Genomic DNA, 21,152 nt, shown 5'->3' with positions numbered 1-21,152 from the left:
TGAGGCAATGATTGTCACAAAAATCGCTAAAAAAGGGCTGGATTGACTCTAGTGCGGATTATATTGAGCGGTTAGTCGGGGTGGTGATGGCAGTGAGTGGGCTGAGAAGCAGATGACCGGAATATTTGTTGCGCGAAACACTTGCGCCTTGGGCCTATCTTGGGATAATTCGCTCCCCTGTTTTCGCGGGTCGATGAAATGACGAGCCGCGAGCGGTCCCGCTCGGGATCGGACACCAGATGTATTACCCGGATTGATGAAATAACGAGACCATTATGCCTGTGACCCAAGATGTATTTAACGAAGACGGCAAGTTCATGCGCAAGATCCGCAGCTTTGTCCGTCGCGAAGGCCGCCTGACCAAAGGGCAGGAGAAGGCTCTGGAAGATCTCTGGCCGGTCATGGGTATTGATTTTGCGCCAGCGCCGCTCGATCTGGTCGCGCTGTTTGGCCGCGAGGCCCCGGTGGTGCTGGAGATCGGCTTTGGCATGGGCGCTTCTTTGGTCGAGATGGCCAAGAATGCCCCCGAGAAGAACTTCATCGGCATCGAAGTGCACTCGCCGGGCGTGGGCGCCTGTCTGGGCACCGCTCAGGAAGCGGGCGTCACCAATCTGAAAGTGATCTGTCACGATGCGGTCGAGGTGCTGGAGCACATGATCCCGAACGGTTCACTCTCCTGCCTGCAGCTGTTCTTCCCGGATCCCTGGCACAAGAGCCGTCACCACAAGCGCCGTATCGTACAGCCTGCGTTTGCCCAGGATATTCGCCAGAAGCTGGCCATCGGTGGCGTGTTCCACATGGCCACCGACTGGGAAAACTATGCCGAGCACATGCTGGAGGTGATGAGCGCCGCCGAGGGGTATGAGAACACCTCCGCCACCGGCAACTGGGTGCCCCGTCCGAACTGGCGTCCGCTGACCAAATTTGAACAACGTGGCCACCGACTCGGTCACGGGGTTTGGGATCTGATTTTCAAGCGTGTCAGCTAAGCTGGCACGTCAACTCGCGTATCAACTAACTTGAGGAGCTATCATGGCCAATCGTAGCCGCCGTCTGCGTAAGAAACTGCGTGTCGATGAATTCCAGGAAATGGGTTTCGACATCAGTTTCAACTTCCCGGTCGGCACTGCCGAAGAGACCATCGATGCGGTAGTCGATGCGATGATCGATGAAGTGATCGAGCCCCGCAAACTGGCGTTTGCCGGTTCCGGCCATCTGGCCTGGGAAGGGATGATCTGCACCCAGCAACTGGGCAAATGTACCGAAGAAGACCGCGCTGCGATCAAATCCTGGCTGGAAGGCAAGGGGATGGAAGCCGTGGTGGTCACCGAGTTGTTCGACCTCTGGTACGGTGAACCGGCCTGATACAAGGCTGCCGCATCTGGCGCCTTGTTGTGGGTAACTGGAAAAATCCCGCCGCTGGCGGGATTTTTGTCAGTGGGGATGGGATCTCCACCGCTGTTTTAGTCATGGAATCGCTTATTGCTTATGGTGTTGTCATCCGAATTACTGGCCAGCATCCTTGAAGAGGTGCGCCCGTTGCTGGGACAAGGCAAGGTGGCCGACTACATTCCGGCACTGGCTCAAGTACCGGCAGATCGGCTCGGTATCGCAGTCTGTACCGTCGAGGGGGAGCTGTTCACCGCCGGTGACGCTTTTGAACCCTTCTCCATCCAGAGTATCTCCAAGGCCCTGAGCCTGACCTTGGCACTCACCCTCTATCAGGAGGAGGAGATCTGGGCCCGGGTTGGCAAGGAGCCCTCCGGCCAGCCCTTCAACTCGCTGGTGCAGCTCGAGTTCGAGCAGGGGATCCCCCGCAACCCCTTTATCAATGCCGGGGCGCTGGTGGTGAGCGATCTGTTGGAGACCCGCCTCACTGCGCCGCGTCAACGCACCCTCGAGCTGGTGCGGCGTCTGAGCGGCAATCCGGCCATCATGGCGGATCAGGTGGTGGCCCGCTCCGAATATCAGCACTCTGCCCGCAACGCCGCCATCGCCTATCTGATGAAGGCCTATGGCAACGTCGAAAATGAAGTGGACAAAGTGCTGCAAAGCTACTTCAATGCCTGTGCCATTCGCATGAGCTGCGTCGATTTGGCGCGGGCATTCATCTATCTTGCCAACCGTGGTGTACCACTGGGCGACAGCGTGCCGCTGCTGCCTGCCCGCACCACCAAACAGGTCAACGCCCTGCTCGCTACCTGCGGCCTCTATGACGAGGCGGGGGATTTTGCCTATCGGGTCGGCATGCCGGGCAAATCGGGGGTCGGTGGCGGTATCATCGCCCTGATCCCGGGCGAGCTCTGCGTCTGTGTCTGGTCGCCCGAACTCAACAAAGCCGGCAACTCGCTGGCGGGTACGGCGGCGCTGGAATTGCTGGCCGAGCGGCTGGGTCGCTCCATTTTTTAACCCTGTTCACTATGAATCGAGACATCACCATGAAACGACATCTTCGCTTCCTGCAGGCCGCACTGGCGACCTTACTGCTCTGGTGTGCCCTGCCCGCCGTGGCAGGGGAATTACCACCGCTCTCGCTGGCCGATGCCAAGGCCAAACAGGCGGTCATCCTGGATACCCGTGCCAGCTACTTCTATCAGGGGTGGCCGATGGAAGGGGAGCCGCAGGGGGGGCATGTGGCGGGCGCCGAGAACCTCTCTGCCGAGTGGAAATATAGCAATGAAGAGTGGCCCAAGGCGCTCGAGATCAAGGGGCTGAAAGCCGATCGTCCGGTTGCCCTCTACGGTGCGCCGCGCGAAGTGGCCGAGGTGGCTCGTCTGCTGCGCAAGCAGGGGATCAAGCAGCTGTTCGAGCTGCAGGGGTGGCAAGTTGCGCCGCGCGAGTCGCTGGCACGCTGGCAGCAGCTGGTACATCCGCGCTGGCTTGCGGATCTGCAGGCGGGCAAGCCGGTGGTCGCGGCGCCCAAGGGGGACTGGAAGCTGTTTGAAGTGGATTGGGGTTCACCCAAGGCGTACCTCATCAGCCACATCCCGGGGGCCGGTTATATCGATACCAACAGCATCGAAGCGGAGCCGCTGTGGAACAAGGTCTCTGACGAAGCGCTCAAGAAGCTGCTGCTGGACAACGGCATCCGTCACGACACCACCGTCATCCTCTATGGTCGCAACACCATGGCGGCCGCCCGTGCCGCGCATCTGATGATGTATGCGGGGGTGGAAGATGTGCGCCTGCTGGACGGCGGTCTGGATGCCTGGTTCGTGCAACATCTGCGCACCGAGACCGGGCTGCCCAACAAATATGAACCGGTGAAGGAGTTTGGCGTGGCCATTCCGGCTCACCCCGAGTACTACACCACCCAGGATCAGGCCAAGGCGCTGCTCAAGCAGCCCGATGGCGCACTGGTCAGCGTGCGGACCTGGGACGAGTTTGTCGGCAGCACCTCCGGTTACAACTACATCAAGCCGAAGGGTGATATCCCGGGGGCCAAGTGGGGTCACGGCGGGGTGGATGCCAACAGCATGAGCGATTTCCACAACCCGGACGGCACCATGAAGCCGGCCCGCGAGATCCTCGCCATGTGGGACCAGTGGGACATCAAACCAACCCAGCAGGCCGCGTTCTACTGCGGTACCGGCTGGCGCGCCTCCGAGGCGTTCTTCTACGCCTGGCTGATGGACTGGAAGCGGATCAGCGTTTATGACGGTGGCTGGTACGAGTGGAGTTCCGATCCCAAGAACCCGACTGTGACCGGTGAGCGCCAGCCCGCCAAGTCATGATTGTGCTGTAGCGGCGAAGCCGAACAGATGTTCGCCATATTGATTAGCTAAAGATCCATTGACCGATCTTTCTGCAGCAAGACAATCCGGAACCCGTCATGGGTTCCGGATTTTTTTATCTCTATTGCAAACCCTGCCTCCCGCACGGCGCGCAGCCACTGGGCCCGCCAGCATCACCAGACGTTCGTGAAAACCGGTAGGCGAATTGGGACACCCACCTTTTTGCCGTGCCAACCGGCGGTAAGCTCGCTACAGTAAAGCGAGGACAATCAGACCCCGCTTATCGGGAACCACGCTCATGCATCGATCTTGCTCCTCTTTATTGCAGATGTTGTTGCCAATGCTGCTGGCGCTATCGGGCAGCGTCGTTCATGGGGCTACTCAGGAGCAGGAGTGGGCACAGGAGCGCGCCAATGCGGTGCTCTCGCTGATGACCTTCACCGTGGTGCCCGACATCACCGCCAGCAACCTCGATATCGGCAGCGGCACCAATCAATCTGCCGCCCTCAACATGACCCAGATCGGTGGCGGCGCCACCATGAGCGAAGCCGTGCCCATCTATCTGGAAGGGGCGATCGGCTTTAGCCGCTATGCTCCCCAGTTTGTAGTGAGCAACGGCACCGAGAGCCGCACCCTCCCGACCAAATGGAATAGCCTGACCGCTTCGGGCGGGATCGGCTGGGATATTGCCCTCCATGAAGACCCGCGCGGTGGCCACTGGGTGCTGCGCCCCATCGCCAACGTCTCGCTGGGCACCATGGCCAGCGATCTGCGGATCGGCAACTGGCTGCTGGAGCGCACCAAGGGCTACTCGCTGGATTTTCTCGATGGTGGACAGCTCAATATGTACGGACTGGGTGGCTCGCTGATGCTCGACTACGAGCTCTTTTCAAAGACTCAGGATATCGATGTCGAAGTGCGCTACTCCTACCAGCACCTGCAGAGCTTTGGCGGCACCTCGACCAGCGTCCGTGGTCACGCCGAGGCGGAGAACCTCGGTCTCTATCTGCGCCGCCGGGCCCCGCTGTTTGACTGGACACTGCTCGACAGACCGGTGCGCTATGTGATGGAGGGGGCGCGCACCGAATACCTCGGCGAGCAGCGCGGCCTGCTCGGGTTCAACTCCCTCAACTCCCTTGGTCTCGGGCTGGAGCTCGACAGCAGCAAATACGACATCATAGTCACCCGTACCCGTCTGGTCGCCCGCTATATGTTCAGCCACAACACCCACGGTTATTCCATCGGGCTGGCCATGAGTTTCTAATTCGTTATTTTGTGCCTGCCTATCGATGGCAATCAGGTCAAGCCGCAAGGATAATTGGGACACACATCTTTTGCCCTACGTTCAGCACCAACCTACGATTTTTAGCCCAACATACGGGATGAGTGTACAATATTAAGAAAATTCAACTTTACGAAATAAGAGGCCAACATGGACATTCCCGAGTTAAAACAATTAATAAAAGCTTGCATTCAAGATATAGCTCTAAAGTATCAGTCAACGCCAGTCAGCTTTCATGAGCAGGAAAAAAACAAAAATAATATGGCAGTTGTAGGGTTTAAAAATGAATCAATATGGTTTCATTCAAGAAAGGATGGGTTTGTCATTAGCTTGTCTGGGGAGTCTTTAAATAACCGAATGTTTAACTTTATGGTGCATCTCTTTGGGGATAAGCCCTATACCTATGAGCAACCAAATAATAGACAGCCAGCTTGGAAAGGAAATTTGCCCGAATTAATAAGGCAGGCAATATTTGAATACGCAAAAATCCCTCCAGAAAGAGAGAACAATTTTTATTCTGGTGAAATGGAAACGGATAAAGGTATCTATGAAGGCGCTTTAAAGACTGCATATATTAATTCATATGAAAGAAATCCTATTGCCAGAAAAAAATGCATAGAACACTTTGGCTTAGACTGTATCATCTGTGGTTTTAACTTTGAAAATAAATACGGAAAACTTGGATCCGGCTTCATTCATGTTCATCATGTAGTGCCAATCTCATCAATTGGCGAGGCTTATCAAGTTGATCCTATCAGAGATTTAGTACCGGTGTGTCCAAATTGTCATGCGATGCTGCATAAAGGTGAGATTACAATAGATCAGCTTAAAGCCACCATGGTTCGTCAATAAATTTAAAAGCAAGGTAACATAGATAAATCTATACAAGTACACATAAACAATTTACTTATCCAAAAAAATGCAAGCGACAACAAATAGTATAATATCAAATATATCAAAAAGGTGGGTATCCCAAATTTCTTCCGTATCGCTGGTGTAACTGATTCTAGAGCAAATACTTATAACTACACTTGAGAAAGATAAAATTCATATTGTCTATGTATCTGTAAAAAGGCGACCATCCGGTCGCCTTTTTTATTTCTATCACTTTCCAATCAGGAAAACTTACCGCGCCGGTCGCTTGGCACCATTCCCTTTGGCCGCTGGCTTGCCACCTTGAGTGGCGGGTTTGGCGCCCGGCTTGGTGGAGCCTGCGCGGGTCGGCGCCTTGCCCTTATGGACGGGTTTACCAGTCGGTTTGCCCTTGCCTTCGCCATGTCCAGAACCCGGCGCGGCCGGTTTGCCATTAGCCGCCCCTTTCTGTAGCTGGGAACCCACCGGCTTGCCGCCCGTCGGCTTGTTGCCAGCGCCATTACCACCATTGCCTCGCTGGTGTTCGCCCCTTTGTTGAGACATTGGGCTATGGCGAGTCAGGGCCGGTTTTAGCCCCTTGCCGCTGGCGGCGCGCTCGTTGCGCCCTTCCGCAGGCACCAGACAGCCGGGGCCATTACCAATCAGGTGGCCCTTGCCCATGGCGAGCAAGGCTTCGCGGATCATCGGCCAGCCAGCGGGATCGTGGTAGCGCAGCAGCGCCTTGTGCAGGCGGCGACGGCGCTCGCCCTTGGCAACAAACACATCGCCCCCTTCGCGGCTCACCTTGTTTAACGGGTTTTTCTCCGTGTAATACATGGTGGTGGCGTTGGCGAGCGGCGACGGGTAGAAGTTCTGCACCTGATCGAGCTTGAAGCGGTTCTCTTTGACCCAGAGCGCCAGATTGACCATGTCTTCATCTGTGGTGCCCGGGTGGGCGGAGATGAAGTAGGGGATCAGGTACTGCTGCTTGCCCGCCTCTTTGGAATATTTGTCGAACAGCTCCTTGAACTGGTAGTAGCTGCCCATGCCCGGCTTCATCATCTTGGAGAGCGGCCCCTCCTCGGTGTGTTCCGGCGCGATCTTGAGGTAGCCGCCGACGTGGTACTTGGCCAGCTCCTTGATATAGCGGGGATCTTCGACCGCAATGTCGTAACGCACGCCGGAGGCGATGAGGATCTTCTTGATCCCCTTGAGGTCGCGCGCCTTGCGATAGAGGTTGATGGTCGGGCTGTGGTCGGTGTCCATATGCGGGCAGATGGTGGGCCAGACACAGGAGGCGCGACGGCAGGTCTGCTCGGCCTTGGGGCTCTGGCAGCGTAAGCGGTACATGTTGGCGGTGGGGCCGCCGAGATCCGAGATGACGCCGGTAAAGCCCGGCACCTTGTCGCGGATATCTTCGATTTCTTTCAGGATCGACTCTTCCGAGCGGCTCTGGATGATGCGCCCTTCGTGCTCGGTGATGGAGCAGAAGGAGCAGCCGCCAAAGCAGCCACGCATGATGTTGACCGAGGTCTTGATCATCTCGAACGCGGGGATCTTCTCGTTGCCATAGGCCGGGTGCGGCACCCGCTGGTAGGGCAGGCCGAATACGCCGTCCATCTCGTCGGTTTCGAGCGGGAAGGCGGGCGGGTTGACCCAGACGATGCGATCGCCGTGAGCCTGCGACAGGGCGCGGGCACAGCCGGGGTTGGTCTCGTGGTGCAGAATGCGCGAGGCGTGGGCGTAGAGCACCTTGTCCTCTTTCACCCGCTCGAACCCCGGCAGCTTCACATAGGTTTTTTCCCACGGCTTGGGCTTGGCCGGCTGCACCAGCACGGGTTGGGCTTCCTGCGCGGCAGGGGCCGCGTCGCTGGCGTCATCCGCACAGGGTGCCCCTTCCATATAGGGGTTGATGATGGGATCGATGCGGCCAATCTGGTCGAGCTTGCTCGAATCCACCCCTTTCCAGCCCGGCAGCGGCTCCTTGCGGATCACGGCGGTGCCGCGAATATCCTGCATGGTGTCGATGGTCTCCCCCGCCGCGATGCGGTGGGCCACTTCCACCAGCGGCCGCTCGGCGTTGCCGTAGATCAGGATATCGGCCTTGGCATCGAGCAGGATGGAGCGGCGGATGGTCTCGGACCAGTAGTCGTAGTGGGCGATACGGCGTAAGGAAGCCTCGATGCCACCGATCAGCACCGGTACCTCTTTGAACGCCTCTTTACAGCGCTGGGTATAGACCAGCGTCGCGCGGTCCGGCCGCTTGCCGCCCACATCCCCCGGGGTGTAGGCGTCATCGTGGCGCAGCTTTTTGTCGGAGGTGTAGCGGTTGATCATGGAGTCCATGTTGCCCGCAGTCACCCCGAAGAAGAGGTTCGGTTTGCCCAGACGCATAAAGTCATCCTTCGATGACCAGTCCGGCTGGGCGATGATGCCGACCCGAAAACCCTGGGATTCGAGCATGCGGCCAATCACCGCCATGCCGAAGCTCGGGTGATCCACATAGGCATCCCCCGTCACCAGAATGACGTCGCAGCTGTCCCAACCCAGCTTGTCCATCTCTTTGCGGGACATGGGCAGGAAGGGCGCCGTGCCGTAGCACTCGGCCCAATAGCGGGGGTAGGAGAAAAGGTGGGGTACCGGCTGCATTTTGAACACCTGGAAAAATTCGGGTCGCGCATTATACCGGTTGCGGTCAAGGGGAGCGATGGCTTTTTGTCCCTGTAGATCCCGTGGAATAGGCCGCCGCCACTAATAGCAAGGGCGCCCGCAGGCGCCCTTGTGATGATAGAGGCTGATAACTGGCCCCGCTTGAGCGCGCAGGTCAGGGGTCAGGTCAGGATTCAGCTAAGAATGCTGCTCAGAGCGCCGGAGGCTGCGACTCCCCAACCCCCTTGGCGGCCAGCGCGTCATCTACCTGCTGATCCCGCGCGCCGGTCATCCCGGCGTGGCGCGCCAGCAGATGGTAGATGGCGGGCACTACCAGCAGGGTGACCAGGGTTGCCAACGACAGCCCGAAGAAGACCACTGTCCCCACCGCCATCCGGCTCTCGTAGCCAGCCCCCATGGAGAGCATCAGCGGCACCGCGCCGATAATGGCGGTGAGCGAGGTCATGAGGATCGGGCGCAAGCGGCGCACCGAGCCTTTGATTATCGCCTGCTCGAACCCTTCGCCGCGCTGGCGCAACTGGTTGATGAACTCGACGATGAGGATGCCGTTCTTGGTCACCATGCCGATCAGCATGATCATCCCGATCTGGCTGTAGATGCTCATCTCCTGCCCCGTCAGCCAGAGGCCCAAGAGACCACCGAAGATGCCGAGCGGCACCGTCACCATCACCACCGCCGGGGTCAGGGTGCTCTCGAACTGGGCCACCAGCACCAGATAGACCACCAGCAGGGCGAGGCCGAACACCAGCACCATCTCCCCCTGATTGTCGCGGTAATCCTTTGAATCACCTGCGTAATCCACCGTCATGCCGGTGGGCAGGTTGGCGTTGGCCCAGCCATCGAGGAAATCGAGGGCCTCACCCAGGGTGTGGTCGGGGTGCACGTCGGCAGTCAGGGTGATCGCTTTTTGCCGCTGGTAGTGGTTGAGGCGGTTGGCGGTCGCCACCTGCTTGACGGTGGCCAGGGTCGAGAGAGTGACCATCTCACCATTAGCGGCTTTTAGATAGATGCGGCCGAGATCCGAGATGCCGTTGAACTCGCTCTGGTTGCCGCGCAGGTAGACGTCATACTCCTCGCCCCTGTCCACATAGGTGGTCTTGCTCGTCCCGCCCAGCAGGGTCTGCAAGCTGTTGGCGATGGTGGAGACCGGAATGCCGAGCTGGCTGGCGCTGTCGCGATTGATGGTCACCTGCAGCTCGGGGGTCTTCTCGGCGTAGTCGAGATCCGGGCTCAGCATCAGGCCGCTGCCCTGCGCCGCCTGTTGCAGCGCCAACCCTTGCTGGTAGAGCTCGGCATAGTCGTTACCCTGCAGCACGAACTGCACCGGTGCGGTGGAGCCGCCCCGGAAACCGGGCTGGAAGGTGCGGATCATCACGTCGGGAATGCCGGAGAGCTTGGCGCCGAGCGAGCGAGAGAACTCGGTGGCAGTGACGTCACGCTCGGCCCAGTCGGTGAGCTGGATGATCACCATGCCGGTCTGATCGCCGCCACGGCCAAAGGCGGGGGTGCTGAAGCTCAGCGCCTGCACTACCCCTTTGCCCAGCATCGGCATGATGGCGGACTCCACCTGCTGCATGTTGCGCTTCATCCGCTCGATGCTGGTCCCCTCTGCCCCCTTGACGAAGACATAGATGACGCCGCGATCCTCGGTCGGGGTGAGGCTGGTCGGCAACTGGGTAAACAGGGCGCCGATGCCGCCAAGGCAGAGCAGCAGCACCAGCGGCGTCCAGCGGGAACGACGCAGCACCCACGCCAGCAGGTGACGATAGTGCCCCTCCAGCCAGCCCAGCCCGCGATCGAGCCCGGCGGTGAGCCGATTCGGTTTATCCAGCGGGCGCATCAGCCAGGAGCCCATGGCCGGGGTCAGGGTCAGCGCCACCAGCGAGGAGCAGAGCACCGCCAGCGATAGCAATATCGCAAACTCGGTAAAGAGCCGCCCCACCATGCCATCCATAAAGGCGATGGGGACAAACACCATCACCAGCACGGCGGTAGTGGCAATGACCGCAAAGCCCACCTCGCGGGTGCCGTGCCATGCCGCCAGCAGCGGCGGTTCGCCCCGCTGCAGATGGTGGTGGATGTTCTCCACCACCACGATGGCGTCATCCACCACCAGACCGATGGCGAGAATAAGGGCCAGCAAGGTGATGAGGTTGATGGAAAAGCCGAAATACCAGGCGCCGATAAAGGCGGAGATGAGCGACACCGGCACCGTAATGGCCGGAATTAGCGTGGTACGTCCCTGCCCGAGGAACAGATAGAGCACCGCCACCACCAGCACGGCGCAGATGGCCAGAGTCTCGTACACCTCGTCGATGGCCTGCTTGATAAAGATGGTGGAGTCGTAATCCACCTCGAGCTTGGCCCCCTCCGGCAGGAAGCGCTGCATCTCGCCGAGTTTCTTCTCGATCCCCTGTGCGACAGCCAGCGGGTTGGCGGTGGACTGGGCAACGATACCGATACCCAGACTCTCTTTGCCGTTGCGCTGATAGGCGCTGTCTTCGTTCTTGGCCCCGACCTCTACATCGGCGATATCGGCCAGATAGACGCTCTGGCCGTTGGCGGCTGTGGTGACTTGCAGTTGCTGGAAATCTTCCGCTGTGTGGTAGAGACGGGCGATCTGCACCGCCATGGTCATGGAGTTGTTGCGGATCTCCCCCCCCGGCAACTCGATGTTCTCCCGCTTGAGGGCCTCTTCCACATCGCTCACCGTGATGCCACGGGCCGCCATGTCGGCAGGGCGCAGCCGCACATACATCACCTGGGTCAGATCGCCGGAGAGCGCCACTTCACTCACCCCGTCCACCAGACTCAGGGGGTCGACCAGCACGCGGTTGGCGTAATCGGTCATGGCGGTGCGATCCATCTGGCTGCTGCTGAAGTTGAGCCAGATCGCCACATCGCCGTTGCCGCTGTCCTTGGTCACCAGCGGCTCGTCCACATCATCGGGCAGCCGTGGCCGCGCGCGGGAGAGGGCATCGCGCACATCGGAGATCCCCTCCACCATGTTCCAGCCGAGCTTGAACTCGACGGTGATCATCGAGCGCCCCTTGCGGGTCATGGAGTTGATGTTCTTGATGCCACTGATGCCGGAGAGCTGATCCTCGATAGGCTTGGTGACCTGACTCTCCATCACCGAGGGGGCCGCCCCCTCATAGGTGGTGGTGATGGAGACCGACGGCGTCTGCACGTCCGGCATCTCCCGCACCGTCAATTTGCTGAAGGCGACCAGACCAAACACGGTAAGCAGGGCGCTGAGCACCACCGCCACCAGCGGGCGGCGTACTGAGATATCGGAGAGCCACATCAGCCGTTCACCTCGGCCAGATCGCGCACCTGCACCCCATCACGCAGATTGACCAGCCCCTCGACCACGATGCGATCGCCGACCTTCAGCCCCTCGGTGACCCAGACGGTCTCCCCTTCGGTCTCGCCGAGCACCACAGGCACCCGCTTGACCCGGCCATCGGCCTCGAGACGGTAAACAAAGCGCTGCTCACCGGCATACTCCACCGACTGGGCGGGGATCAGGGTGAGCTGCCGGGCAGGCAGTGCCAGCGCCACATTGAGCAGCATGCCCGGGCGCAACTGGCCGTTGCCATTGGGGATCATCACCCGCGCTTTGATGTTCTGGGTATCGTTGGAGACGCGGCTGTCGAGGGTGGTCAGGGTGCCGTTGAATTGCTGATCCGGCCAGGCAGTACTGGTGGCGGTGACCGCCATGCCCGAGCGCAGCAGGGAGAGGTAACGCTCCGGCACCGCCAGATCGAGACGCAGTTTGTCGAGTTCATCCAGATGCAGCAGGGTATCGCCGCTGTTGACCAGCGCCCCTTCGCTGAGATCAATCAGGCTCACGGTGCCGGCAAACGGCGCCTGCAAGGTGCGCAGGGAGAGCTCGTAACGGGCGGCATCGAGGCGTGCCTGCACCTGGGCCACGGTGGCCTCCTGCCCCTCCAGCTCGGATTGGGTCACGGCGCCACGGGCCACCAGCTTGCGCATATCCCCCAGCTTGCGGTTCTCGTCGCGCAGGCTGGCGCTCTGCTCGGCCAGCTCAGCCTGCTGCTTGCCCGCATCGAGCGCGATCAGGGTCGCCCCCTTCGCCACGCTCTGACCCGACTGCACCGCAATCTTGACGATGCGACCGGTCACTTCGGGGCTGATGATGACGGAGCGATTGGCCGCCAGCTTGCCCACCAGCTTGAGGGTCGGCTCGGCCAGACTCTGCTTGACGGTTTGGGTGCGGATATTGACCTGTCTGGCCGGTGCTTTGGCGGCGGGTTCGCTGTTACGCAGCGCCCAGACGCCGGCACCCACGATTAGAAGAAGGCCCAAGCCGAGCCAGATACGCATTTTCATCGAACGGTCCATGAAGAGTGAGAGGGTAAATCCAGATTGGGGCCATTTTAGCCCCAGACTATGCCGTGACTATGTATAAATGTGACAAAACGTAACAAGGTGATGAACTTATGGCCTACCCCGATAAGGACTCGGGGGCCGCGCCAGGATGACGGACTCTGACTTGCAGAGTAAGCTGGTTGCTCACCCCCCCCCCTTTTTTGGAGGAACGTCGTGCCACGTAAACCCCGCGTAGGGCTCGCTCTCGGAAGCGGCGCCGCCAGAGGATGGGCCCATATCGGCGTCATCCGCGCCCTTGAACGTCTCGGCATCAAACCGGATTTGATCGCTGGCTGCTCCATCGGCAGCTTTGTCGGCGCAGCCTATGCCGCCGGTGAACTGGATCGGCTGGAAACCTGGGTGCGTGGCTTTACTCGCCTGCAAGTGGTCAGCCTGCTCGACCCGGCTCTCTCCGGCGGGCTGTTTCGCGGCGAAAAGGTGTTTGGCCTTGCCGCCAGCCATCTGGGGGATCCCGATCTCGAGAGCCTGCCCATTCCCTTCGCCTGCATCGCCACCGAACTCGATACCGGCCGCGAAATCTGGCTGCAACAGGGCTCGATGCGCCAGTCGGTGCGCGCCTCCTGCGGCATGCCGGGGATCCTCACCCCGACCCGGGTCAACGACCGCTGGCTGGTCGATGGCGCGGTGGTCAACCCGGTGCCCATCTCGCTGGCCCGCGCCATGGGGGCCGAAGTGGTGATAGCGGTCAACCTCAACACCGACATGCACCAACCCTGGACCGACGAGCCGGATCAGCCGGGCAGCGGCGGCCTGCTGAGCCAGTGGCTTAATCGCGGTGAATCTGCGCCAGCCACCCCGGGTCTGTGGAGCGTGATGAGTGGCTCCATCAACATCATGCAGGAGCGCATTACCCGTGCCCGGATGGCCGGGGACCCGGCGGAAATCCAGCTCTGTCCGCGCCTTGGCAGCTTCTCCATCATGGATTTTCATCGCGCCAGCGATGCCATCAACGAGGGGGAAGCCTGCGTTGAGCGCAACCTCGATCAGCTCAAGGATGAACTGGGCCGCCTCGGGTTGCTGTGATCCTCACGCCCATCGCACCAACAAAAAGAGCGCCTTGCGGCGCTCTTTTGCGATGACCAAATGCTCGGCTTAGAACAGCCCCAGCCCCTTGAGCATCACGATCAGGATCAGCAGTGGCGATACGTAGCGGATGATGAAGAACAGTGGCTTGAGAATGGGCAGAGCCAGCTCGCCGCCATTGGTCAGGGCATCGCGCATCTTCTCCTCGCCCCATACCCAGCCCACGAACAGGCAGAGGAAGATACCGCCCACCGGCATCAGGATATTGGAGGAGAGGTAGTCGAACAGATCGAAGAAGGTCTTGCCCGCAATCTGCACATCCGCCATGGTGCTGTTGGAGAGCGCACAGGTGGAACCTACCGCACCCAGTACCAGCAGGTTGATCAGGGTCGCCTTCGGGCGGCTCATCTTGAAGCGTTCGGAGAGCACCGAGACCGGCACTTCCAGAATGGAGAGCATGGCACCGGTGGCCGCGATGGCCGAGAGTACGAAGAAGAGCACCATGAACAGATGACCAAACGGGATGCTGGCAAACACCGCCGGAATGGTGATGAATAGCAGCGAAGGACCGGCGGTCGGCTCGAACCCGAAGGCAAACACCGCCGGGAAGATGGCGATACCGGCCAGCATGGAGACAAACAGGTCGGCGCACATCACCCGGAACGCGGTGACCGGAATGTTCTGGTCATCACGGAAGTAGCTGCCATAGGTCATCATGCAGCCCATGCCGATGGAGAGCTTGAAGAAGGCCAGTCCCATGGCGGTCAGCACCACGCCAGAGGTGATCTTGGACAAATCGGGCGAGAAGAGGAAGGAGAGACCTTCGCTCGCCCCCGGCAGCGTCAGACTGCGAATACCGATCACCAGCAGCAGGATAAAGAGCACCGGCATCAGCTTCTTGGTGACCGCCTCGATCCCCTTGGAGACCCCCATCAGCAGGATGCCGCCCATCAGGGCCAGCACCAGCCACTGCCACAACAGACTCTGCAGCGGGTTGCTGATCAGCGCGCTAAACGCCGCGCCGGTCACCTTGGGATCGGTGGAGAGTATCGAGCCGTCGATCGCCTTGAAGATATAGGCAAACACCCAGGCCGCCACTTCAGAGTAGAAGGACATGATCAAGAAAGCCGCCAGCACCCCCATCACCGCAATCAGCCACCAGGGTTGCCTTTTAGGAGCGAGATTGCTCAGGGTAGTGACCGCATCGGTCTTGCTTTTGCGGCCCAGCATGATCTCGGAAATCATCACCGGCAAACCGACCAGCAGGGTCGCGATCACATAGACCAGCAGAAAGCCCGCACCACCGTTTTCACCGGTCAGATAGGGGAATTTCCAGATATTGCCGAGGCCGACGGCTGAACCAAGAGTGGCGGCAAGGACGCCGAATTTACTGGTAAAGCCGTCGCGGGCCTTGGGGGGTGTTTGACTCATGCTTGTCTCACTTATTTCGCACATGCGGGATGAACCGGGTTTTGAAGGTCGGAATTTTCTGAGGTTTATGGCGGTTTGCCAAGATGTTTTGAGCAAAAGCCCCATAGAGTAGAGCACAAATAAGAACAACGAGGGGATCAGGGCTCTGATTAGCAGGTAAAAAACCGGCAGCCGTGGCTGCCGGTTTTTTCTGCCACGAGAGCAGTTTAGAAGATATCGTCGGTAGAGACAGGCCCTTCCATGTTGGGGTTGTCACCGTCGTAAACCTGATTGCCATCCGAGCTGGGCGCGGCATAGCGGGTCGGTTCGGTACCTTCCTTGAAGTATTCGTCAGTGCCGCCACCGGTCGTCAGCAGGCCGGTTTCGCTGTCAATCTTCACCGTCATGATCCCCTCGGGAACCGGCATCTTGTGCTCCGGTAGCTTTTTGAGGGCGACTTTCATGAAGTCGATCCAGATAGGCTGCGCGGCGCCACCGCCAAATTCGGCACGGCCAAGGCTACGCTGGTGGTTGTCAAAACCGATCCAGGAGGTGGCGACGATCTCCGGGGTATAGCCGGAGAACCAGGCATCCCGCGATTCGTTGGTGGTACCGGTTTTACCGGAGATGTCGTGACGCTTCAGGTCGCGGGCGGCACGCCAGCCGGTACCACGCCAGCCGTTGCCACCCCAGATAGCTGTGCTCAGGGTGTCGGTGATCAGGAACGCGCTCTGGGCACTGATGGTATGCGGGGCTATGGTCGGCGCGAGAGGGGTCTGCGTGCCATCTTGTGCGGCACCATCAACAGTTGGCTCTGGCAGTGTGCTCTGCTCGGGCGTGGCCTGCTGCTCACAGCTGGTGCAAGCGATGGCAGGGTTGGCCTGATAGAGCGTGTTCTCCAGGCTGTCGGTCACTTTGTCGACGAAGTATGGGGTCACCAGGAAGCCACCGTTGGCCAGTACCGAGTAACCACGCACCACCTCAAGGGGAGTGAATTCGGCTGCACCCAGCGCCAGCGATTCATGGGGAGAGATTAAGTCGCGTGGGAAACCGAAGCGAGTCAGACCGTCGATATAGGTATCCAGACCGATGGCGCGCATCAGTCGAACCGACATGACATTCTTGGACTTTGCCAGGCCAAGGCGCAGCGGGGTTGGCCCATCATAGACAGCCGGGGAGTTTTTTGGCTGCCACATGGGGCCTTTAGACGGATCCCACTGGTTGATCGGCGCATCGTTAATGAGCGATGCCAAGGTATAGCCGTGCTCCAGCGCGGTGGCATAGAGGAAAGGCTTGATGTTGGAGCCAATCTGGCGGCGCGCCTGATCGACCCGGTTGAATTTGGAAAGCTCGAAGCTGAAACCACCGACCAGTGCTTCCAGTGCTCCATTTTTCGGGTTCATGGCAACCAGCGCGGCGTTGACGTCCGGGATTTGGGCCAGCAGCAGCGCTTCGCCCTCTTCCCGCACCCAGATCTGGGCACCGACTTTCAGCACATCGCGCGCCGATTTCGGGGCATAGCTCTGGCGGTCGTCGGTAATGAACGAGCGAGCCCATTTGATGCCGTCCCAGCCCAATTCTGCTTCCTTGCCATTTTTCAGCACCAGGGTTGCGCTGCGGTCTCCGAGCTTGGTGACCACGGCAGCCATCAGCGGATCATAGATGGGTTGGTTGCCAAGGTGGGCCACGATCTGTTCGTAATCCCAGCTGGCTTCACCCGCTTTCCACAACTGCGCCGTCGGACCGCGATAGCCGTGGCGCATGTCATAGGCAAAGACGCCATCCAGCAGCGCCTGTCTGGCTGCCCGCTGACGTTCGGCCGAGACGGTGGTGTAGACGTGCAGGCCCATGGTGTAGGCATTTTCCCCAAACTGCTCGACCATCTTCTGGCGAACCATTTCACCCAGATAGGGAGCATGCAGGGTCACCTCTGCGCCATGGAAACGGGCCTTGATCGGCATCTTGGAGGCTTCATCAAACTGGGCCTGAGTGATCTTGCCGGTTTCCAGCATCCGGCCCAGCACGACGTTGCGACGCGCAAACGCCCGCTCTGGGGAGCGGATGGGGTTGAGCATGGAGGGGGCTTTTGGCAGACCGGCAATGATAGCGATCTCGTCCAGCCCCAGATCCTTGACCTCTTTACCAAAGTAAACCTGGGCTGCAGCACCGACCCCAAAGGCGCGATAACCAAGCGGGATTTTGTTGAGGTACAGTTCGAGGATCTCGTCTTTTGAGAGATTCTGTTCGATCCGCCAGGCCAGGAAGACCTCCTTGACCTTGCGGATGATGGTCTTCTCATTGCTAAGGAAGAAGTTACGGGCAACCTGCTGGGTGATGGTACTGGCACCCTGACGAGCATGGCCGGAGACTGCCCAGACGGATGCGGCTCGAATGATTCCGATTGGGTCTACACCCAGGTGCTCATAGAAGCGTGCGTCTTCAGTCGCCAGAACAGCATCGATCATGGGTTGCGGAATGTCGTTCAGACGCAACGGGATACGACGAATTTCGCCATATTGAGCGATCAACTCCCCATCCCGGCTGTAAACCCGCATAGGGGTTGCCAGCTTGACATCACGCAAGGCGGTGACATCAGGCAGTTGGGGTTTGATATAGAAGTAGATACCGATGAGGCTGGCAACACCCAGCGCAGCACCCAGCATCATGACAATAAACAGGCGAACGAGCCATTTCAGCATGGAAGAACTACCAATCGTCTTAAAATTAACCAACGGGCGCAGAGTATAGCCCTTTTGCCATGGAAAATTCGAGGTTTTCCTGTGGCGAGCCACCTGCCTCAAAAGGATGCGAGAGGTTAGCATTACAGGAAACAATAACCAAGGAGGGTACTGCGTGATGAAGAAAGCGAGATGGGTCACTTTTCGGTATAAACTTTATGACATTGATAGTTAGAGCATTTAGGATGATTCCAGTACTCCTCTGATCGGGTGTCCTACACTCAGTTCAGGAATAACACCAAATAACGCATGGACGTGTATATGTTTGGGCTATTTAATAAGGGCTCCCTCCTCCCTCTGGTGGGCATTGATTTCGGTAGTCAGACCATCAAGGCCGTCACCCTCAGTGGCCGCCCGGGTAAGCTGCATCTAGAGTCAGTCGCCGATGTTCCTACCCCGAAAGGGACACTGATCGATTATCAGTTGCAGGATATCGAACGCGTCAGCCAATCTCTCAAGACCCTCAAGCGCCTTATTCAGGGCCACAGTGACTATGCTGCCACCGCGGTGACTGGCTCCAATGTGATCACCAAGGTGATCCAGATTGATGCTCGTCTTAACGACAAGGAGCTGGAAAATCAGGTGCAGTTGGAGGCCGAACAGATCATTCCCTTCCCCCTCGACGAAGTGAGCCTCGATTTTGAGGTGCTCAGCACCAACAGCGGTGACGATCGTCAGGATGTCCTGCTGAGTGCAGCCCGCACCGAGAGCGTCAATGGCCGGGTCAGCGCTCTGGCCGAAGCCGATATCGTTGTCAAGGTGGTGGATGTGGGCGCTCACGCGCTGGGCCGTGCCGTGGTGACTTGTCTGCCCGAATTGCAAGAGAGTGAACGGCCGATCGGGGTGATCGACATCGGTGCCAGCGCCATGACCTTTGCCGCCTTGGTCAAAGGCGAGGTGATCTACTCCCGTTTGCAAAACTTCGGCGGCGACCAATACAGCCAGGCGCTCTCCTCCTTTTATGGCATGGCGCTTGATGAGGCTGAGCAGGCCAAAACCAAAGGTACCTTGCCCGTGGACCATGAACTGGATGTGCTGATGCCCCACATCAACTTGCTGTTGCAGCAGGTGCGGCGCAATATCCAGCTCTTTTGCAGCTCATCGGGCTATCGCGACATCGCAAAACTGGTGCTGACAGGAGGAGGCAGTCTGCTGCCCGGTTTGTTGGTACAGGTAAAAGAAGAGGTCAATTGCGAGGTATTGCACCCGGATCTGTTCGCCCTGTTTGGCAAACCGAAAGGGGAGGCCGAGCTGGTACATGGCGCTAAATATATGACGGCATTCGGGTTGGCTCTGAGGAGTTTCACACCATGTCAAATATAAATCTTCTGCCCTGGCGTGAAGCCCTGGCCCAGCGCCAAAAGAAGCAGTTCGGGGTCTTGCTGGTTTTTTTTGTGCTGGCTACGGTCGCGCTGGGATTTTTTGCCAACTGGCTGGTCGATCGCCAGATCCTCGCCCAGCAGCAGCGCAACCAGCGGCTGGTTCAGGAGATGACTATTCTGGATGCCCAGCTGGGGGAGATCCGTCTGCTTAAGGAGCGTCGCAAGGATCTGATCGATCGGATGCAGCTCATCGAGCAGTTGCAGCTGCGCCGCAATGTGCCCGTTCGCCTCTTCAATCAGCTGCCTTCACTGGTGCCCAATGGGGTGTACCTCAATACCCTCTCGATGCAGAACAATATTATCGATGTAAATGGCAAGACTGAAGCTTATGGCCGGGTGGCCAGCATGATGCGACGGATTGATGGTTCCGGCTGGTTGGGCCAATCAAAGATAAGCACTATTTTTGCGGCTGATGTTGCGCCCGTGTCATTGAGCCAGTTTTCCATGATGTTCCTGATCGCCAACAATGCTGCGGCTGCAGGGAATGTGGCCAAGGAGCAAAAATGAACCTTCAGCAACTCAACGAGCTGGATATCAATGACATAGCAAGCTGGCCAAAATGGGCAAAAGGGATCTTCATCTTTTTTTGCTGCGTGTTGACCGGTGGCCTCATCTACTACTATGTGATTGCCAACTCCCTGACCAATTTGACTCAGGAAGCGGGGAAGGAGGCCGAGCTGAAAACCCAGTTTGAAAGCAAAGCGATGTTGGCTGCCAACCTGGGGGCATACAAGGCACAGATGGTTCAACTTGAGCAACTGGTCGATACCCAGCTCAAGCAGTTGCCAAATACCCATGAGGTCGCCGGTCTGCTGGACGATATCAGCTTTATTGCTACCGACAACGGTCTGAAACTGAACCGGATCAACTGGGAACCCGAGCTCAAGCACGAGTTTTCGACCGAGCTTCCGATGCGTATCGAAGTCGTGGGCACTTACCATGAAATTGGCAAGTTCACGGCTGACATGGCGGCCTTGCCCCGCATCGTCATCCTTGACTCCTTCACCCTGGGTCAGAGCAAGGATGCAGGAGATCTGATTTCGATGTCGATGCTGGCCAAGACCTACAAGTACAACGGTAAAACAGTGGAGCCGAAACAATGAGACGCATCTGCTGGTTGTTGCCTGCCCTCTTGCTGGCTGCGTGTGGTGGCCCAGAGGACATGGATAGTTATGTCGCCCAGACCAAAGCAAGACCGCCGATACCTATCGAGCCCTTGCCCGAGCTGAAGCCTTTTTCCCCCATGCACTACCAACAGCGCGAGTTGCGCAGCCCTTTTATGGTTCCCCAGCCAGAGACGACAGTCGGAAGTACAAGCACAGCCAAGGTTCAGCCGGATTGTGCTCAGACCTTGCTGGAACGGGAGAAAGAGGTGCTGGAAAATTATTCGTTGGCCAGTCTGTCGATGCATGGCTCTTTGGGTAAGGCGGGGCAGTTATGGGCCCTGATCAGTACCCCGGATGGCAAATCGATGCGGGTCGGACTCAACCAGTATATGGGCCTTGATCAGGGGCGTATCATCAAGATCACCGACACGGCCGTGGATTTGCTGGAAACCATTCCAGATGGGAAGGGGTGCTGGGTAACAAGAGAAACCCAGTTGGCGATGGCCAATGTGCAAGAAAAACAATAATCAGGGACGAAC

Annotated in this window: 16 protein-coding genes; 11 read left to right on the top strand and 5 right to left on the bottom strand. The window is 58.7% G+C overall.

Translation table 11 applies throughout. From position 1 onward, the window contains the following. Positions 1-275: 275 nt before the first annotated feature. From trmB to NMD14_14650, 6 genes are all read left to right on the top strand, one after another. Positions 276-989 (top strand): tRNA (guanosine(46)-N7)-methyltransferase TrmB, encoded by a 714-nt coding sequence (trmB, locus tag NMD14_14675; GenBank protein ID XEI31997.1) that lies wholly within the window; start codon positions 276-278, stop codon positions 987-989. 43 nt (positions 990-1,032) lie between these two features. Beyond that, complete coding sequence (locus NMD14_14670) at positions 1,033-1,365, top strand: YggL family protein (GenBank protein XEI31996.1); 333 nt, start codon at positions 1,033-1,035, stop codon at positions 1,363-1,365. A gap of 123 nt (positions 1,366-1,488) precedes the next feature. Continuing rightward, complete coding sequence (gene glsB, locus NMD14_14665; GenBank protein XEI31995.1) at positions 1,489-2,409, top strand: glutaminase B; 921 nt, start codon at positions 1,489-1,491, stop codon at positions 2,407-2,409. A gap of 29 nt (positions 2,410-2,438) precedes the next feature. Then, a complete protein-coding gene (locus tag NMD14_14660) occupies positions 2,439-3,734 on the top strand; it encodes a sulfurtransferase (protein XEI31994.1) in 1,296 nt (431 codons plus the stop codon). A gap of 298 nt (positions 3,735-4,032) precedes the next feature. Then, the gene (locus NMD14_14655) at positions 4,033-4,998 is read left to right on the top strand and encodes an autotransporter domain-containing protein (GenBank protein XEI31993.1); all 966 of its coding nucleotides are present in this window, start codon (positions 4,033-4,035) and stop codon (positions 4,996-4,998) included. Between the two features lie 168 nt (positions 4,999-5,166). After that, a complete protein-coding gene (locus NMD14_14650) occupies positions 5,167-5,868 on the top strand; it encodes an HNH endonuclease (protein ID XEI31992.1) in 702 nt (233 codons plus the stop codon). Positions 5,869-6,141: 273 nt separating this feature from the next. Here the strand turns inward: NMD14_14650 and NMD14_14645 are convergent, their stop codons facing one another. The 3 genes from NMD14_14645 to NMD14_14635 all read right to left on the bottom strand — a co-directional run bounded on the left by NMD14_14645 (position 6,142) and on the right by NMD14_14635 (position 12,894). Beyond that, positions 6,142-8,517, bottom strand: coding sequence for a YgiQ family radical SAM protein (locus NMD14_14645; GenBank protein XEI31991.1), 2,376 nt, complete (start codon positions 8,515-8,517; stop codon positions 6,142-6,144). A 211-nt stretch (positions 8,518-8,728) separates the two neighbouring features. Then, on the bottom strand, positions 8,729-11,845 hold the full coding sequence (locus tag NMD14_14640) for an efflux RND transporter permease subunit (protein ID XEI31990.1): 3,117 nt from the start codon (positions 11,843-11,845) through the stop codon (positions 8,729-8,731). Next, complete coding sequence (locus NMD14_14635) at positions 11,845-12,894, bottom strand: efflux RND transporter periplasmic adaptor subunit (GenBank protein XEI31989.1); 1,050 nt, start codon at positions 12,892-12,894, stop codon at positions 11,845-11,847. Before NMD14_14635 ends, NMD14_14640 begins: the two co-directional genes overlap by 1 nt. Positions 12,895-13,107: 213 nt before the next feature. Here NMD14_14635 and NMD14_14630 point away from each other — a divergent pair, with 213 nt between their 5' ends. Further along, on the top strand, positions 13,108-13,977 hold the full coding sequence (locus NMD14_14630) for a patatin-like phospholipase family protein (GenBank protein XEI31988.1): 870 nt from the start codon (positions 13,108-13,110) through the stop codon (positions 13,975-13,977). A 69-nt stretch (positions 13,978-14,046) separates the two neighbouring features. On the opposite strand, the gene NMD14_14625 is transcribed toward NMD14_14630, so the two are convergent. After that, positions 14,047-15,408, bottom strand: coding sequence for a sodium-dependent transporter (locus NMD14_14625; protein XEI31987.1), 1,362 nt, complete (start codon positions 15,406-15,408; stop codon positions 14,047-14,049). Between the two features lie 206 nt (positions 15,409-15,614). Further along, the gene (locus tag NMD14_14620; protein XEI31986.1) at positions 15,615-18,086 is read right to left on the bottom strand and encodes a PBP1A family penicillin-binding protein; all 2,472 of its coding nucleotides are present in this window, start codon (positions 18,084-18,086) and stop codon (positions 15,615-15,617) included. A 288-nt stretch (positions 18,087-18,374) separates the two neighbouring features. Here NMD14_14620 and tapM point away from each other — a divergent pair, with 288 nt between their 5' ends. From tapM to NMD14_14600, 4 genes are read left to right on the top strand one after another with little or no spacing between them, the layout of a single operon-like run. Continuing rightward, on the top strand, positions 18,375-19,448 hold the full coding sequence (gene tapM / locus NMD14_14615) for a PilM family type IVa pilus assembly protein TapM (GenBank protein XEI31985.1): 1,074 nt from the start codon (positions 18,375-18,377) through the stop codon (positions 19,446-19,448). After that, positions 19,436-20,014 (top strand): PilN family type IV pilus biogenesis protein TapN, encoded by a 579-nt coding sequence (gene tapN, locus NMD14_14610; GenBank protein XEI31984.1) that lies wholly within the window; start codon positions 19,436-19,438, stop codon positions 20,012-20,014. Before tapM ends, tapN begins: the two co-directional genes overlap by 13 nt. After that, entirely contained in the window at positions 20,011-20,610 is a 600-nt protein-coding gene (gene tapO / locus NMD14_14605; protein ID XEI31983.1) for a PilO family type IV pilus biogenesis protein TapO, read from the top strand. The genes tapN and tapO overlap by 4 nt, the downstream gene beginning before the upstream one ends. Continuing rightward, positions 20,607-21,140, top strand: coding sequence for a pilus assembly protein PilP (locus tag NMD14_14600; GenBank protein XEI31982.1), 534 nt, complete (start codon positions 20,607-20,609; stop codon positions 21,138-21,140). The genes tapO and NMD14_14600 overlap by 4 nt, the downstream gene beginning before the upstream one ends. The last annotated feature ends 12 nt before the right edge of the window (positions 21,141-21,152 follow it).

It is taken from the genome of Aeromonas veronii (assembly GCA_041319085.1).
Classification (GTDB): Bacteria; Pseudomonadota; Gammaproteobacteria; order Enterobacterales; family Aeromonadaceae; genus Aeromonas; species Aeromonas veronii_F.
The sequence above is the reverse complement of the archived record's forward strand: the minus strand, read 5'-3'. Positions and strand labels throughout refer to the sequence as shown.

Excerpts from the sequence above, each read along its gene's own strand:
- trmB (XEI31997.1), top strand. The coding sequence starts at position 276 with ATGCCTGTGACCCAAGATGTATTTAACGAAGACGGCAAGTTCATGCGC.
- NMD14_14670 (XEI31996.1), top strand. The coding sequence starts at position 1,033 with ATGGCCAATCGTAGCCGCCGTCTGCGTAAGAAACTGCGTGTCGATGAA.
- glsB (XEI31995.1), top strand. The coding sequence starts at position 1,489 with ATGGTGTTGTCATCCGAATTACTGGCCAGCATCCTTGAAGAGGTGCGC.
- NMD14_14660 (XEI31994.1), top strand. The coding sequence starts at position 2,439 with ATGAAACGACATCTTCGCTTCCTGCAGGCCGCACTGGCGACCTTACTG.
- NMD14_14655 (XEI31993.1), top strand. The coding sequence starts at position 4,033 with ATGCATCGATCTTGCTCCTCTTTATTGCAGATGTTGTTGCCAATGCTG.
- NMD14_14650 (XEI31992.1), top strand. The coding sequence starts at position 5,167 with ATGGACATTCCCGAGTTAAAACAATTAATAAAAGCTTGCATTCAAGAT.
- NMD14_14645 (XEI31991.1), bottom strand. The coding sequence starts at position 8,517 with ATGCAGCCGGTACCCCACCTTTTCTCCTACCCCCGCTATTGGGCCGAG.
- NMD14_14640 (XEI31990.1), bottom strand. The coding sequence starts at position 11,845 with ATGTGGCTCTCCGATATCTCAGTACGCCGCCCGCTGGTGGCGGTGGTG.
- NMD14_14635 (XEI31989.1), bottom strand. The coding sequence starts at position 12,894 with ATGAAAATGCGTATCTGGCTCGGCTTGGGCCTTCTTCTAATCGTGGGT.
- NMD14_14625 (XEI31987.1), bottom strand. The coding sequence starts at position 15,408 with ATGAGTCAAACACCCCCCAAGGCCCGCGACGGCTTTACCAGTAAATTC.
- NMD14_14620 (XEI31986.1), bottom strand. The coding sequence starts at position 18,086 with ATGCTGAAATGGCTCGTTCGCCTGTTTATTGTCATGATGCTGGGTGCT.
- tapM (XEI31985.1), top strand. The coding sequence starts at position 18,375 with ATGGACGTGTATATGTTTGGGCTATTTAATAAGGGCTCCCTCCTCCCT.
- tapN (XEI31984.1), top strand. The coding sequence starts at position 19,436 with ATGTCAAATATAAATCTTCTGCCCTGGCGTGAAGCCCTGGCCCAGCGC.
- tapO (XEI31983.1), top strand. The coding sequence starts at position 20,011 with ATGAACCTTCAGCAACTCAACGAGCTGGATATCAATGACATAGCAAGC.
- NMD14_14600 (XEI31982.1), top strand. The coding sequence starts at position 20,607 with ATGAGACGCATCTGCTGGTTGTTGCCTGCCCTCTTGCTGGCTGCGTGT.